Source organism: Arthrobacter jinronghuae, from assembly GCF_025244825.1.
Classification (GTDB): Bacteria; Actinomycetota; Actinomycetes; order Actinomycetales; family Micrococcaceae; genus Arthrobacter_B; species Arthrobacter_B jinronghuae.
In genome coordinates this window covers 3,476,316-3,490,158 of the sequence record NZ_CP104263.1, presented here as the reverse complement: position 1 = coordinate 3,490,158, position 13,843 = coordinate 3,476,316, and the positions used below count along the sequence as shown (strand labels likewise).

Annotated in this window: 15 protein-coding genes and 1 riboswitch; of the genes, 9 read left to right on the top strand and 6 right to left on the bottom strand. The window is 66.0% G+C overall.

Annotation, left to right across the window (positions count from 1 at the left end; all coding sequences use genetic code 11):
- Nucleotides 1-55: 55 nt before the first annotated feature.
- Nucleotides 56-646 (top strand): TetR/AcrR family transcriptional regulator, encoded by a 591-nt coding sequence (locus N2K98_RS16455; RefSeq protein WP_255864583.1) that lies wholly within the window; start codon nt 56-58, stop codon nt 644-646.
- A gap of 2 nt (nt 647-648) precedes the next feature.
- Here N2K98_RS16455 and N2K98_RS16450 read toward each other — a convergent pair whose 3' ends face one another.
- On the bottom strand, nt 649-1,134 hold the full coding sequence (locus N2K98_RS16450) for a hypothetical protein (protein ID WP_255864584.1): 486 nt from the start codon (nt 1,132-1,134) through the stop codon (nt 649-651).
- A 316-nt stretch (nt 1,135-1,450) separates the two neighbouring features.
- Between N2K98_RS16450 and N2K98_RS16445 the strand changes: the two genes are divergently transcribed.
- Nucleotides 1,451-2,785 carry an MFS transporter gene (locus N2K98_RS16445; protein WP_255864585.1) on the top strand — a complete coding sequence of 445 codons (1,335 nt, stop codon included), beginning with the start codon at nt 1,451-1,453 and terminating at the stop codon, nt 2,783-2,785.
- Between the two features lie 48 nt (nt 2,786-2,833).
- On the opposite strand, the gene ald is transcribed toward N2K98_RS16445, so the two are convergent.
- Nucleotides 2,834-3,952: an alanine dehydrogenase gene (gene ald / locus N2K98_RS16440; RefSeq protein WP_255796449.1), complete on the bottom strand. Its 1,119-nt coding sequence runs from the start codon at nt 3,950-3,952 to the stop codon at nt 2,834-2,836.
- A gap of 127 nt (nt 3,953-4,079) precedes the next feature.
- Nucleotides 4,080-4,538: a helix-turn-helix domain-containing protein gene (locus N2K98_RS16435; protein WP_255864586.1), complete on the bottom strand. Its 459-nt coding sequence runs from the start codon at nt 4,536-4,538 to the stop codon at nt 4,080-4,082.
- A gap of 167 nt (nt 4,539-4,705) precedes the next feature.
- On the opposite strand from N2K98_RS16435, the gene N2K98_RS16430 reads away from it, so the two are divergent.
- Nucleotides 4,706-5,851: an alcohol dehydrogenase catalytic domain-containing protein gene (locus N2K98_RS16430; RefSeq protein WP_255864587.1), complete on the top strand. Its 1,146-nt coding sequence runs from the start codon at nt 4,706-4,708 to the stop codon at nt 5,849-5,851.
- Entirely contained in the window at nt 5,848-6,867 is a 1,020-nt protein-coding gene (locus N2K98_RS16425) for an alpha/beta hydrolase (protein WP_255864588.1), read from the top strand. The genes N2K98_RS16430 and N2K98_RS16425 overlap by 4 nt, the downstream gene beginning before the upstream one ends.
- Here N2K98_RS16425 and aceB read toward each other — a convergent pair.
- Entirely contained in the window at nt 6,864-8,462 is a 1,599-nt protein-coding gene (gene aceB / locus N2K98_RS16420; RefSeq protein ID WP_255864589.1) for a malate synthase A, read from the bottom strand. The genes N2K98_RS16425 and aceB overlap by 4 nt on opposite strands.
- Nucleotides 8,463-8,566: 104 nt before the next feature.
- The gene (locus tag N2K98_RS16415; RefSeq protein WP_255864590.1) at nt 8,567-9,169 is read right to left on the bottom strand and encodes an RNA polymerase sigma factor; all 603 of its coding nucleotides are present in this window, start codon (nt 9,167-9,169) and stop codon (nt 8,567-8,569) included.
- 240 nt (nt 9,170-9,409) lie between these two features.
- Between N2K98_RS16415 and N2K98_RS16410 the strand changes: the two genes are divergently transcribed.
- The 5 genes from N2K98_RS16410 to N2K98_RS16390 are packed head-to-tail and all read left to right on the top strand — an operon-like array spanning nt 9,410 to nt 11,873.
- Nucleotides 9,410-9,988, top strand: a complete 579-nt coding sequence (locus tag N2K98_RS16410; protein WP_255864591.1) for an Asp23/Gls24 family envelope stress response protein — start codon at nt 9,410-9,412, stop codon at nt 9,986-9,988.
- Between the two features lie 30 nt (nt 9,989-10,018).
- The gene (locus N2K98_RS16405) at nt 10,019-10,198 is read left to right on the top strand and encodes a hypothetical protein (protein ID WP_255796455.1); all 180 of its coding nucleotides are present in this window, start codon (nt 10,019-10,021) and stop codon (nt 10,196-10,198) included.
- Entirely contained in the window at nt 10,195-10,602 is a 408-nt protein-coding gene (locus N2K98_RS16400; RefSeq protein WP_255796456.1) for an Asp23/Gls24 family envelope stress response protein, read from the top strand. Before N2K98_RS16405 ends, N2K98_RS16400 begins: the two co-directional genes overlap by 4 nt.
- On the top strand, nt 10,599-11,213 hold the full coding sequence (locus N2K98_RS16395; protein WP_255796457.1) for a DUF6286 domain-containing protein: 615 nt from the start codon (nt 10,599-10,601) through the stop codon (nt 11,211-11,213). The genes N2K98_RS16400 and N2K98_RS16395 overlap by 4 nt, the downstream gene beginning before the upstream one ends.
- Nucleotides 11,214-11,243: 30 nt before the next feature.
- Nucleotides 11,244-11,873: an alkaline shock response membrane anchor protein AmaP gene (locus N2K98_RS16390; RefSeq protein ID WP_255864593.1), complete on the top strand. Its 630-nt coding sequence runs from the start codon at nt 11,244-11,246 to the stop codon at nt 11,871-11,873.
- A gap of 8 nt (nt 11,874-11,881) precedes the next feature.
- Here the strand turns inward: N2K98_RS16390 and cycA are convergent, their stop codons facing one another.
- Nucleotides 11,882-13,372, bottom strand: a complete 1,491-nt coding sequence (gene cycA, locus N2K98_RS16385; RefSeq protein ID WP_255864594.1) for a D-serine/D-alanine/glycine transporter — start codon at nt 13,370-13,372, stop codon at nt 11,882-11,884.
- Between the two features lie 292 nt (nt 13,373-13,664).
- Nucleotides 13,665-13,770, top strand: a riboswitch (glycine riboswitch).
- Nucleotides 13,771-13,843: the final 73 nt, after the last annotated feature.

The following is a 13,843-nucleotide window of genomic DNA, read 5'->3' as shown; positions in this document are numbered from 1 at the left end:
GACCTTAAGCGGACTACAGTCCGATTTTATTCCCCGCGGCGCTACACTGGCCCGCATGAGTGGGAGAGGACCATCACAAGCCGGTATCCGGGTGGACGCCGCCCGGAACCACCACCGCCTGCTCGAAGCAGCCCTGGAACTCGTTGCAGCCGGCGGTGCCGACGCCCTGACGATGGATGATCTTGCCGAGCGGGCCCACGTGGGCAAGGGGACGGTATTCCGGCGCTTCGGCTCCCGCGCCGGCTTGATGCAGGCGCTTCTGGACCATGCCGAGCAGGGTTTCCGGACCGCCTACCAGTTCGGTCCGGCCCCGTTGGGGCCAGGGGCACCGCCCAGGGACCGGCTGTTGGCCTTCGGCCTGGCACGGTTGGCATCGCTGAACGTGACCGGGGAGCTGGCCCGGGCGGCCGACGTCGATCCCCGGACCCGCTACCAGCATCCGTCCCGAAGCCTTGCACGCCGGCACCTCGCCGGGCTGCTCCGCCTGACCGGCACGGTTCCGGACCCGGAACTCGCCGCCTACCAGTTGATGGCCTTCCTTGATGCAGGCCTGCTTCTCCACCTGCGCGGCGAGGAAGGCATGGGCCTGCCCCGCCTGGAGAAGGGATGGGAGGAGTTGGTGGGCGCGTTCGCGCGGCCCAGCTGAGCTTAGAGTTTCTTCTGCGTCCCGCCGTCGGGCTGCTCGAGCCCAAGCGAGGAGATGAGGGAGCGCAGCGCCTGCCGCAGTTCCTGGCTGTCGTCCAGGGTCGTTTCCGCCTGGGCGAGATTTGCCCACTCGATGGCCTTGAGGCCTGCGTCGGTAACCGACCAGATCCCGGACTCGTCCCGGACGGAGTATCCGGAGGACTGGAGCTTCAGGAGGTGGACTCTAATAGCCGTTTCGGACTGGCCTTCCGCCTCGGCCAGCTCAGCTTCCGTAGCTGCCGCTGAGGCAAGGCATTCAAGCAGGTGAAAGCTGGCCTGGTTGAGGCCGAACCGATCCAGTGCACTGTCTGAGGCGATGTGTTTTACATGGGCAGCTGCCGAGAGGAGACGGGGGAAATAGCCCGGTGCCGTGGCGGGTTCGGAACCGGATGCAGGGTTGGGGCCGGACGGGACGCGCGAAGCTGCTTCTTCGCCGCGGGCCGGAGTCACGCTGCCGCCCACGCTGTGCGGGAGCTGACCGAAAAGCCCGTAACCGTGGTCTTAGGGGCGCTTAGGAGAAAGGTGTCGCGGGGGCAGACGTGGTGAAACGGCACTGGTTCCTCAGAGGTATGAAGGTTGGGTGCGGCTGGCAAACAGCCTGTGGCCACGTCTTGACCAATGGTCATCTTATTGTGAAGTATCCGCGCCGGACAAACGGGATCGAGGGTTCACTGGAAGCTGACCGGCCGGTGCCCGGTCCGTAACGATTTCGACGTTCCGCGACATGGAATCCTTCAGTGACGCAGTTCTCAGTTAGCTTTGTTTGGTGCAAATCAAGGAACGGATCGAAGATTCGCGGATGAGCCCGCGGCAGGTGGCTATTATCGCCATTTGCACCACCCTTTACATGATCGACGGCTTCGATGTCCTGGTCATGGCCTTCAGCGCCAGCCATGTGGTCGAAGAGTGGGGATTGAACGGCGCACAGCTGGGCTACCTGCTCAGCGCAGCACTGGTGGGCATGGCTGTCGGATCCATCTTCGTCTCGACGGTCGCGGACATTATCGGGCGGCAGAAAACGCTGCTGATCGGTGTCTGCATTGTTGCCGCAGGCATGCTGGCCTCCTACTTTGCCCCGAACTATGCGGTGCTGCTGATTCTCCGCCTCCTGACGGGCGTGGCCATTGGAACGCTCCAGTCCACCATCAGTGTCTTCGCCTCTGAGTTCTCCAATGCCAAGTGCCGATCCACGGCCCTGTCCCTCGTCAGCATCGGGCAGCCAATCGGCGGCGTCCTCGGCGGCCTGATCAGCGGCGTTTTGATCAGCCAATACGGCTGGCGTTCGGCCTTCCTGTTCGGCGCCGTCGTCACCATCCTGATGATTCCGCTGGTGATGAAGGTATTCCCGGAATCGGTCGACTATCTGTTGACCCGCCGGCCTGCAGGCGCACTGGAACGGGTCAACCGCAGCCTGCGGGCCATCCGGCAGCCGGCCGTGGATGTGCTGCCGGAATCCGTGCTGGCGGAGCAGAACAAATCCCGTTTTGCGGACGTCCTTACCGGCTACAACGCCCGCCGAACCATCCTGCTGGCCCTGGCCTACTTTGTCCTTATGGCGAGCTTCTACTTCGCGAACTCCTGGACGCCCCGGCTGATTGCGGAAAGCGGTTTTACCGCCCAGGACGGCATCAATGCTGGAGTGCTGTTCAGCGTCGGGGCAATTGTCGGCGGCGTCCTGCTGGGCCTGCTCGGTGCACGCTTCCCCATGCGCAAGGTCCTGGCCGTGTTCTTCGTGATCGGGGCCGCCACTTTCGTCGTGTTCGCCAACTCGACCAACGGTTCGCTTGGCTGGGCCCTGTTCGCGGCAGCGCTGGTAGGGTTCGGCTCCAACGCGCCCATCGCCGGTATGTTGGCGATCAGCCCCACCTACTACACGAGTGAGGTCCGCGGCACGGCACTGGGACTGGTGATCGGCATGGGCCGCATCGGCGCCATCATCTCGCCGATCCTGGCCGGTACCCTGATGGACGGCGGCTGGACGCCCGGTGACTTGTACTTCCTGTTCGTTATCCCGATGGCGCTGGGCGCCGTCATCATTTCCATGCTCGGCCAGCCGGTCCTTCGCGGCCCCAGCCCCAAGGCTGCCGCGCCGGTTCACTGATTGCCGCCGTCCGGTCCGCAGCCGCGGCGGACCGGACGGCCTGAAACGCTAGGAAGTCACCAGATCCGGCCATTCCGAGGTCAGTTCCAGCCCGTGGGCGGCAGAGACCGACGCGTGGGTGACCCGGCCGCCGGCGATGTTGAGGCCGTGGGCGAGGTCCGGGTACTTCTCGAAGGCGCCTGCCACGCCGAGGCTTGCCAGCGCCACTGCGTACGGCAGTGTCACGTTGGTCAAGGCGTAGGTGGACGTGTTGGGGACCGCGCCGGGCATGTTGGCCACGCAGTAAAACAGGGAGCCGTGCACGCGGAAGGTCGGATCTTCGTGCGTGGTGGGATGGCTGTCTTCAAAGCAGCCGCCCTGGTCCACCGCGATGTCCACCAGCACGCTTCCCGGTTTCATGCGCGAAACCATGTCATTTGTGACCAGCTTCGGAGCACGGGCCCCGGGGATCAGCACCGAGCCGATCACCAGATCCGCATCCACTATGGCCCGCTCGATCTCGAAGGCGTTGGATGCCACCGTCTTGATCCGGCCGGCATACAGCTCATCGAGTTCCCGCAGCCGGTCAATATTGATGTCCAGGACCGTGACGTCCGCATGGGCGCCGACGGCCGCCGCCGCCGCGTTAGTCCCGGCCACGCCGGCCCCCAGCACCACTACCTTGGCCGACCGGACACCTGGAACGCCGCCCAGCAGCAGGCCCGGCCCACCCGCCGGGGCCATCATGGACTGCGCCCCCACCTGCACCGAAAGCCGTCCGGCTACTTCGGACATGGGTGCCAGCAGGGGGAGGGACCGGCCGCGCTGCACGGTCTCATAGGCGATCGCAGTGACTCCGCGTTCGAGCAGCGCAGCCGTCAGCTCCGGCTCGGCGGCCAGATGCAGGTAAGTGAAGAGGATCAGGCCCGGCCGGAAATGCCGGTATTCGGAGGCAACCGGCTCCTTGACCTTGAGAATCATGGCGGACTGGGCCCAGACGTCGTCGGCTGAGTCCAGAATCTGCGCCCCGGCGGCGGTGTATTCCGCGTCCGTAATGTTCGAGCCGGTGCCGGCACCGCTTTGTACCAGCACCTGATGGCCATGGGAGCGGAGTTCATGCACGCCCGAGGCGGTTATTGCTACACGGAATTCATTGTTCTTGATTTCCTTGGGGATACCGATGATCACAGTATTGCTCCGTCAGTAGGGTCAGCCGGCGGGGTGTCCGCCGACACATCCCCAGCATAGGTCCCCTGCCGCGCGGCCGGGCAGGGGCACCGGGAGCCGGTTTTCCTCCGCCGGCCGGCTTCCGAGATCAGGTGCCGGTGTTGTCCGCGCCGTTCTCCGTTGCTTCGCCCGCCGCTTTGGCTGCTCTCGCGGCCTGCTGCGATTCGAGCCAGGCCTGGACATCTTCCATCCGGATCCGGCGGTGCGAGCCGCGGTATTGGACCGGGATAACACCGGCATCCGTCAGGTTGCGCAGGTAGGTGTGGGAAATGCCCGCTGCGGCGGCCGCCTGGGAAGTGGTCAGCAGGGGCACCGGCCCGGCCGGAAGCGGTGGATCCACCGGCGCGGCAGGCTCCGAGGACACCGTCACGGGGGCGCCCGCGGCGAGTCGGGACAGCAGGTCCAGCACAGCGTCCCGGGCGGCGTCGGGCAGCCGCAGCGCCGTGCCGTCCACGAAAACGGTGACGTCGCCGGCAGCCAGCGCGCGTTTCAGCGCAAGGGTGTCTTTGTCCGGCAGCGCCGGTACGGTCCTGGAACTCTTACTCATGGCCCTAATCTTGCCAAAGGAATGGCGGCCGGGCGGGCACCGATGCCGTGTTGAAGCGGTTCGGGCAGCGGAAACAGCGGGACGGCCCGGGTTGGTCGTGGTGGAATAGGGCTGGCGTATCGAAAGGGACCGGAAGCCCGGTTCGAAATTTACTCGAGGGAGAGTTCATGGGCACCGACAGCACCAGGTCCATCCGCGGCGCGGTCCTGCAGACCATCGGCGCCCCGCGCCCCTACGCGCAGTCCCGGCCGGTGGTGGTGCAGGACCTCCAGCTGCAGCCGCCCGGGCCGGGTGAAATCATGGTGCGCATCGAGGCGGCGAGCCTGTGCCACTCGGACCTGTCGGTGGTGAACGGCAGCCGGGTTCGGCCGCTGCCCATGCTGCTCGGACACGAGGCCGCGGGCAAGGTGGAGGAGCTGGGCGAGGGCGTGGAGGACCTCGCCGTCGGACAGCGCGTGGTGATGGCCTTCCTGCCCCGCTGCGGTGAATGTGCAGGCTGCCGGACCGAGGGCAAGATGCCCTGCATCCCTGGGTCGGCAGCGAATAATGCGGGTACGCTGCTCGACGGCGGGATGCGCCTGACCTCCGCGGACGGCGGTGAAGTGCGCCACCACCTCGGCGTCTCCGGCTTCGCCACGCATGCCGTGGTCAACCGGAAGTCAGTGGTACCCGTGGATGACGACATTCCGCCCCACGTGGCGGCCCTGCTGGGGTGCGCCGTCCTCACCGGAGGCGGCGCGGTGCTGAACCCGGCCCGTCCGGGCAAGGACGACGACGTCGCGATTGTCGGGCTCGGCGGCGTCGGCATGGCGGCCCTGCTGACCGCACTGTCGCTGGACGTGCGCAGTGTGATCGGCATCGACTCATTGCCGGAGAAACTGGCACGCGCCCGGGAGCTCGGCGCCGACGCGGTGTACACGCCGCAGGAGGCCCTCGACGCCGGTATCCGCCCTGCGCTGGTGATCGAGGCTGCCGGGCATCCCCGTGCCTTCGAAACGGCCGTACGGATCACAGCCCCCGGGGGCACCACCGTCACGGTAGGGCTGCCGGCCCCGGACCAGACCTCCGAAATCACGCCGCTGACCTTGACCGCCGAAGCGCGGACCATCATCGGCAGCTATCTCGGTTCCGCTGTTCCTGCCCGGGACATCCCGGTTTACGCGCAGCTGTGGCGGGAGGGGAAACTGCCGGTGGAGGAACTGGTCTCCTCCACCATTGCGCTGGAGGACATCAACTCGGCCATGGACACCCTGGCGGACGGCCTCGCCATCCGCCAGGTCATCCGCTTCGGACAGGACGGCGGTTCTGCATGAGCAAACCGCACCCCCGGCGCCGGTGGGAGCCGGACTTCCTGGGCGAGGGATTCGACCAGCTGACCCTGGACCTGCCCGGCGGCAAGATTGCCACCCTGGTCCGGTACACGCCGTCGGATCCGCAGTCCGGCCCGGCGCCGTCAGGCGCGACGGCGGATGTCCTCTACGTGCACGGCTGGTCGGACTACTTCTTCCAGACCGAACTGGCGAGCTACTGGGCCGGGCAGGGTGCGCGGTTCTTCGCCGTTGACCTGCACAACTACGGGCGGAGCCTGCGCCCGGGGGAGGAGCCCGGATACGTCCAGGACCTCAGCGACTATGACGCGGATGTGGGAGCAGCCCTGGAAGCCATGGGGCAGAACGCTGCAGACGCCAGGCCGCTGATCCTGCTCGGGCACTCCACCGGCGGCCTGACCCTGGCGCTCTGGGCGCAGCGCCACCCCGGCCGGGCCGCAGCCCTGATCCTGAACAGCCCCTGGCTGGAATTCCAGGCCACGGAACTGGCGCGCCGGGTTATTTCACCGCTGGTCAGCCTGGAGGCACAGCACCACCCGCGCCGGCCGTTGCCGCCGGTCGACCCCGGGATCTACACCCGGACGGTGTCCGCCGCGTTCGGCGGGGAATGGCATTACGACACCGAATGGCGTCCGGTGCGGGGGTTCCCGGTCACGGTCGCTTTCCTGCATGCAGTGTTCTCCGCCCAGGCAACGGTCGCCGCGGGCCTGCAGCTGCAGCTGCCCGTACTGGTGCTGCTGTCAGACAACAGCTACCTGCATCCGCGCTGGTCGGAAGATGCGGCACGCTCCGACGTCGTGCTGGACGTCAACGTCGTGGCCCACCGCGCGCTCTCCCTGGGCTCCACCGTGAGCGTGGACAGGATCCCCAATGCGATGCATGACGTGTTCCTGTCCGCACCGGCGGTCCGCGCACAGGCGTACAACGCAATCACCCGCTGGGGGAGCGGCTATCTGCGGGCCCTGCCGTCCTCCGGCAAGGCCCGCGTGCCGGAGGACTAGTCGATCAACTCGTACGCCGGCAGGGTCAGGAAGTCCGTGTAGTCCGGAGACAGGCTGATCTCCCCGATGATCCGGCTGGCCGGCTCGAAGTAACCGGTGAACATCTCATCCGACACTTCCCCGCGCAGCCGCTCCGTTTCTTCGGCCAGGAGCCGGCTGACCAGTTCCTCGGTGACGGTCTCGCCGGTATCCTCGAGCACCACGCTGTTGCGCACCTGCTGCCAGACCTGGGAGCGGGAAATCTCCGCGGTGGCCGCGTCCTCCATCAGGTTCCGGATGGCGACGGCACCGTTGCCGGAGAGCCAGATGGCAACGTAGTTGATGGCCACATAGAGGTTGGACCGCAGCCCTGCCTCCGTGATGGAGCCTTCGGCCGTGCTGACATCGAGCAGATCGGTGGCCGTCACGGACACATCCTCGCGCTGGCGGTCCACCTGGTTCGGCTTCTCGCCCAGGACCTCGTCGAAGACGTCGCGGCACACGGGTACCAGATCCGGATGGGCCACCCAGGAACCGTCAAAGCCGTCACCGGCCTCACGGGTTTTGTCCGCCTTCACTTTCTCCAGCGCGCTCGCGGTGATTTCCGGTTCGCGGCGGTTGGGAATGAAGGCGGCCATACCGCCCATCGCGAAGGCGCCGCGGCGGTGGCAGGTCTTCACGAGCAGTTCGGTGTAGGCACGCATAAAGGGTGCCGTCATGGAAACATCGGCGCGGTCCGGCAGCAGATACGCCTTTCCGGCATCGCGGAAGACCTTGATCATGCTGAAAAGGTAATCCCAGCGTCCGGCGTTCAGCCCGGAGGCGTGGTCTCGCAGTTCGTAGAGGATCTCGTCCATTTCGAAGGCTGCCGGAATGGTTTCGATCAGGACGGTGGCGCGCACGGTGCCCTGCGGCACGCCAACATACTCCTCGGAGAACGCGAAGACATCGTTCCAGAGACGGGCCTCCAGATGGCTTTCCATCTTGGGCAGGTAATAGTAGGGGCCCTGCCCGTTGTCCAGCAGTTGCCGGGCGTTGGCGAAGAAGTGCAGACCGAAGTCCACCAGCGCGCCAACGGCGGGTTCGCCGTCGATCAGCACGTGCTTTTCGGGCAGGTGCCATCCGCGCGGGCGCATTACGACGACGGCGAGTGGCGCATCAGTGCGCAGCGCGTACTCCTTGCCCTCGGGTGAGGTGAAGGAGAGGTCGTTGCGCGCAGCACGGTAGAGGTTCACCTGCGAATCCACCACGTTGTGCCAGGTGGGGGTGCAGGCATCTTCAAGGTCGGCCAGCCAGACTTTGGCACCGGAGTTCAGGGCGTTGATGGCCATCTTGGCGGGGGACGCCGGGCCGGTCATTTCCACCCGGCGGTCCTGCAGCGCGGCGGGTGCCTCGGCCACCTTCCAATCCCCGCTGCGGATGTCGGCGGTCTCGGGCAGGAAGTCCAGCCGGCCGGTGGTGGCGGCTTCCTGGCGGCGGACGGAGCGGGCGGCAAGGCGCTCGTCGCGGGTGCTGCGGAAGCGGCGGTGGAGTTCCTCGATGAATTCCAGCGCTTCGGGGGTCAGGATGTGTTCCGATCCTTCGGCGGGCGAGGAGTCGGTTACTTCAATGGCCATAATGGATTCTCCCTGTGGCAATGCCGGTGGACAGCAGTAAAGTGATGCCGGTTACTTCTTCCGTATCGTGGATATTATTGTCTGACACGTGGAATTACAAGGGACTACCTCCACTGCGTCATGGCTGCTGACAGGTGTTCGCGGGCCCGGGACAACCGTCCGCGCACGGCCTGCGGGCTGATGCGCAGCGCAGCGCCGATCTCCGCATAGCTTTGCCCGTGGACCTCGCGCAGGAGCCAGCAGGCCCGCTGATCCGCAGGAAGCAGGGAGAGGGCCCGCCGCAGTGACTCCAATTCCGCCGCGACCTCCGCCGTGTGGTGCGGGTCCGCTTCCCGGTCCGAGTCCCGTGCGGTGGCAACGGCCGCCGCGTCAGCCAGCGGATCGGCGCCCGGCAGGTCCTGTGGATGGGAGGTGCGGTGCCGAAGCACATCCAGGCAGCGGTTGGTCGCCGTCCGGTAGACCCAGCCGCCGAAGGCTTCCTCCCGGGTCAAGGTCGGGAGCATCCGCCAGCCGGCCGTCAGCGTGTCCTGGACGACGTCCTCTGCATCACCGCGGTCCCGAAGCATGCGGTAGGCGAGCCGGAACAACCTGCGCTGGTAAATGGCCACAAGGTACTCGAAGGCGGGCAGGTCTCCTCCGCGGGCCAGTGCGACCAGGGCCGCCTCGTCGGCGGGACCGTTCCCTGACCCGGCGCGCGGGGAACTCATACCGTAATACGCCGCATGCGGCAGCTCGGATCCTGCCATGGTGTCCCTGTCCCGTCCGGCAGCGGCCGGACGTGGGTTGAGTGTCCCAGAACGGGAGCCATAACGGAATAACCTCAGGACGGACTGGGCCAAAGGCAGTCGAAGTTCGGGGTTTGCCGTGACGATCCAGGTCTGGGCACGTCATTAACTCTGTAAGGGACGCGCGCGGTGCATCCGCAATGAACGCAGGAGACGATTCTCATGGCAGATCCATCAAAGGCAGCGGGGGCAACGTCCGCTACGGCCAATCCGCAGGGTGCCCAGAGTATGCAGACCGGGCAGGGCTCGCCCCAGGGGCAGGGCTCGCCCCAGGGGCAGGGCGGCTCCCCGGCGTCGTCGTCGGTTGACGCCGAGCGCCGGACCGGGCCGCTGCACACACCCCGGGGCGACACCACCATCGAGGAAACCGTGGTGCAGAAGCTGGCCGGCATGGCCACCCGCGAGGTACCGGGGGTTTATGCCATGGGCAATGCCGCCCGGCGGGCTTTCAGTTCCATGACCGAACGGATCCCGGGTTCGCAGACCAACGTCAGCAACGGCGTCACGGTGGAAAAGGGTGAACGCCAGGCGGCGATCGACGTCAGCATCGTGGTGGAGTACGGCTTCTCCGTGGTGGAGGTGAGCCAGGGTATCCGGCGCAACGTCATCCGGTCCGTGGAAAACGCCACCGGCCTGGAAGTGCTGGAGGTGAACGTGAATGTCACCGATGTCCACCTGCCGGACGAGAACGAGGACCAGGACGACCAGCAGCCCTCCAGCCAGTCCAAGAGCCTGGAGTAAGGGCCGTACAACAAGCAGAAGGAGGACTCCATGTCCGGAACGCGGTGGTGTTTGTTAATCGGGCTGGTGCTGGGAATCGTGCTGGCCTTCGGCGGTTGGCTGGCCTTCCTCATTACGCTGCTGTTCGGCCTGATCGGGCTGCTGGTGGGGTTGGTGGCGGATGGGAAGGTGGACGTCGCCGGGATGCTCGGTAAAGCGTCAAGCCGATGAGCATTCCCACGGCGCCGCCGTCGCTGCCTTCGGGGCGGGATGTCGATGACCGCGGGGAAACCGTCCTGGCCCGGCGGGTGCTGGAGAAAACGGCCAGCCAGGTAGCCCGGGATGAGACGTTTGCGGGTGGAAGCTCCGGAGGGTTCCTCGGTATCGGCAGCCGCGCGGATCTGTCGGCACGGCCGGATGCCAGTGTGGAGTTGGCCGGAAATGTCGCCAGCCTCAAGGTCACCGTGGGGCTGCCGTATCCGATGCCGCTGCGTCAGACAACCGAACAACTGCGCCGCCGGATCACGGAGCGGGTCACCGAGCTGACCGGAGTGCAGGTGAGGCAGGTGGACATTACGGTTTCCTGGCTGAAGCCGCCGCAGCGGGATCCGCGCGGTCGAAGGAAACTGCAATGAGCGCGAAGATCCCGCCGCCGGTGTCCATGCGGCGCAGGCCCAGCCGCTCCGTTCCCGCAACAATTTCGGCGATCGTGATGCTGGCGCTCGGTGTGGGGCTGGTTTGGGCCGCCGTCGCCCGCCTCATTCAGGGGAGTTGGCCGGCGTTCGTGACGGAACCGGTGCGTTGGCTTTCTGAGACCGGCTGGGACAGCACCCGGGGTTGGACCGGTGCCGTAGTGCTGCTCCTGATCGGGGTGATCCTGCTGCTGTGCGGGATGCTCCCAGGGGACTTCTCCGCGCTGCCGCTGCGGGCAAAACCGGTGAATATGCCGGGGCTGCCCGGAGCAGGGGAATCGGGCGGCGTTCCGTCGGTCCGGGGCGGGGAAACCGTGGTGATGAGCCGGCGCGCAGTCGCGCGATTAGCGGCATCCACCTGCGACCACATTGACGGGGTCGCCTCCGCCTCCGCGACGGCGTCCTCACGCAAGGTCCATCTGGACGTGACGACGGCGCTGCACGGCACCACCGATTTGCAGCACTGGGTGGTGGACGGGGTGCGCTCACGCCTTGCCGCCACCGGACTGGATCCGGTGCCGGAAGTCACGGCAACCATTCGAACGCGGGACTGACAGCCGGGACCAGCAGAGGAAGGCAGGGCAATGAGGCACCATTCAGGAAAAGCCAACCGGACGTGGCTGATAATCCTTGGGGTCCTTTTCCTTGCTGCCGGAGTGCTGGCAGCACTTATTGCCGCCGGAGGCCTGGAGCGCTTCATCGGCGGCAGCCCGGGCCGTTCGGACCGGGTGCTGTCCGAAACCGACGGCCAGGGGTTCCTGGCCGGGGAGTACGTGCCGTGGGGCATGCTGCTTGCCGGAGTGATCCTGGGCGTCCTGGGCCTGTGGTGGCTTGTGGCCCAGGTTCCCCGGTCCCGGCCGGCAGGGACATTTCGACTGCAGGAAGACCCTGCACACGGCATCACCGTGTGTGATCCCCAGGTGCTGGCCTCCGCCGTCAGCCACGAGACGGAACAGCTGCCCGGAGTGGTGGGCTCAACCGTCCGCCTGCGCGGCAGTGCTGACGAGCCGGACCTGGCCATGAAGGTGACGGTGAATTCCGACGCGGACGTGCAGGGCGTGATCGCACGGATCCAGCAGGAAGTGGTGCCGCACCTGGTCTCAGCACTGGAGGTGCCGCTGAATACCTTCGGGCTGGAGATAGACGCCAGCAACAAAGCCGGTGCCCCGGGAGGCGGCGCAACGGTCAGCTCCCGGGGGACGGTGGTGTACTAGGAGCCCGGTTACGGCTTTGCGGACGTGAGTGCGGCGCGTTCGCGGGCGACGTCGTCGTGGTGTGCCGCTACCCGCGCCTGGTGCACGGGCGTCCGGCGCAGTACGGCGTAGACGATGCCCAGCAGGACGAACCACACGGGGGTCACGAGGAGCGCCTGCAGGGTGTCTGTCTGGGTGGTGAGTGTCCACAGGATAAACGCGAAGAACGCCAGCACCAGATAGGCCATCACGACGCCGCCGGGCATCTTAAACTTCGACGCCTCGTGCAGCTGCGGCCGGCGCTTCCGGTACACCAGGTAGCTGATCAGGATGATGGACCAGACGAACATAAAGCACAGGGCCGAAATGGTGCTCACCAGGGTGAACGCGGCGCTGACGGATTCTCCCGCGTACAGCAGGGCGACGCCGGCCAGCAGGAAGGTGCAGGAGAAGAACAGGGCGTTTTGGGGCACTTTCCGCCGGGACAGGCGGCCGAACTGCCGCGGAGCATCGCCTTCCTGCGCCAGGCCGAAAACCATACGCGAAGTGGAATATATCCCGGAATTCGCTGAAGATGCCGCGGATGTCAACACTACGAAGTTCACGATGGCAGCGGCGGTGCCGAGCCCGGCCAGGGTGAACATACCCACGAACGGGCTTTCATCGGCGCTGAATTCGTCCCAGGGGATCACGGCCATCAGCACCACCAGGGCGCCTACGTAGAAGAGCAGGATGCGGATCGGAATGGAGTTCACGGCCCGGGGCAGGTTCTTTTCCGGATCCTTGGTTTCCGCCGCGGTGGTGCCCACCAGTTCGATGCCGACAAACGCGAACACCGCAATCTGGAAGCCGGCGACAAAGCCCATGGGGCCGGTGGGGAAGAAGCCGCCGTGTTCCCAGAGGTTGCCGAAGCCGGCGGTAACCCCGTTGCCGTGCGTGAAGCCGGTAAGGATCATGACCAGTCCCACCACGATGAGCGTCAGGATGGCGATGATCTTGACCAGCGCAAACCAGAATTCGGTTTCACCGAACGCCTTGACGGTCGGCAGGTTCAAGGCCAGCAGCAGCAGGATGCAGGCCAGGGCCGGTATCCACAGGGGAGCGTTGCCCCACCAGAAGGTGACGTAATGGGCAATCGCCACCACGTCTGCAATGCCGGTGACCACCCAGCAGAACCAGTAGGTCCAACCGGTGAAGAAGCCGGCCCAGGGGCCCAGCAGGTCCGCCGAGAAGTCGGTGAAGGACTTGTAGCGAAGGTTGGAGAGCAGCAGTTCGCCCATGGCCCGCATAACGAAGAAGAGCATGAAGCCGATGATCGCGTAGACGAAGATCACTGACGGGCCGGCTGCGGAGATGGTCTTGCCGGATCCCATGAACAAACCGGTACCGATGGCGCCGCCGATGGCCAGCAGCTGGATGTGCCGGCTGGACAGGGAACGCGCGAGATGGGGTTTCTCTGCCCTGTTTTGCGGCGCGGGAACAGCGCTGTCGCTTGGTGGGCGGGTTCTGTGCTCAGACATTGAAATCTCTCTTTTAGGCACCCGCCGGCAGCTCATCCGCCGTAATCGCCTATGCCGCCTAAGAAAAGGCAACGCTGGATGTTGGCGCTGCCGCCGACATTTCAGTTTGGAAGCCGTTAACAGGCCCCGTCAAATTCAGGCAGCTGTGACGTTGCAGGTCACACGGGGGTCGGGGGCCTTTCCGGACGGCATCAGGCACCCGAGCCCGGGCGTGTCTGAGGGTTGAGGCGGTGCCGGGGGCAGGCTAAAGTTGGCCCTGTCACATCAGCAGTTCCAACTGAATATGCCTTTATCAGCCGTGGCGGGAGAGTCCCGCCGGATGCGCATCAGTATCGGCGGGCGCCGTAGGAGCAAACCCTCCCCGGGAATCTCTCAGGCCCCCGTACCGCCACAGCGAGGCAACTCTGGAAAGCAGTTCCCGGCCGTGCCGGAAACTCACCGACGGTGCAAGCGGAAGAACACCCGCGGAAT

Excerpts from the sequence above, each read along its gene's own strand:
- N2K98_RS16455 (WP_255864583.1), top strand. The coding sequence starts at position 56 with ATGAGTGGGAGAGGACCATCACAAGCCGGTATCCGGGTGGACGCCGCC.
- N2K98_RS16435 (WP_255864586.1), bottom strand. The coding sequence starts at position 4,538 with ATGAGTAAGAGTTCCAGGACCGTACCGGCGCTGCCGGACAAAGACACC.
- N2K98_RS16430 (WP_255864587.1), top strand. The coding sequence starts at position 4,706 with ATGGGCACCGACAGCACCAGGTCCATCCGCGGCGCGGTCCTGCAGACC.
- N2K98_RS16425 (WP_255864588.1), top strand. The coding sequence starts at position 5,848 with ATGAGCAAACCGCACCCCCGGCGCCGGTGGGAGCCGGACTTCCTGGGC.
- aceB (WP_255864589.1), bottom strand. The coding sequence starts at position 8,462 with ATGGCCATTGAAGTAACCGACTCCTCGCCCGCCGAAGGATCGGAACAC.
- N2K98_RS16415 (WP_255864590.1), bottom strand. The coding sequence starts at position 9,169 with ATGAGTTCCCCGCGCGCCGGGTCAGGGAACGGTCCCGCCGACGAGGCG.
- N2K98_RS16410 (WP_255864591.1), top strand. The coding sequence starts at position 9,410 with ATGGCAGATCCATCAAAGGCAGCGGGGGCAACGTCCGCTACGGCCAAT.
- N2K98_RS16405 (WP_255796455.1), top strand. The coding sequence starts at position 10,019 with ATGTCCGGAACGCGGTGGTGTTTGTTAATCGGGCTGGTGCTGGGAATC.
- N2K98_RS16400 (WP_255796456.1), top strand. The coding sequence starts at position 10,195 with ATGAGCATTCCCACGGCGCCGCCGTCGCTGCCTTCGGGGCGGGATGTC.
- N2K98_RS16395 (WP_255796457.1), top strand. The coding sequence starts at position 10,599 with ATGAGCGCGAAGATCCCGCCGCCGGTGTCCATGCGGCGCAGGCCCAGC.
- N2K98_RS16390 (WP_255864593.1), top strand. The coding sequence starts at position 11,244 with ATGAGGCACCATTCAGGAAAAGCCAACCGGACGTGGCTGATAATCCTT.
- cycA (WP_255864594.1), bottom strand. The coding sequence starts at position 13,372 with ATGTCTGAGCACAGAACCCGCCCACCAAGCGACAGCGCTGTTCCCGCG.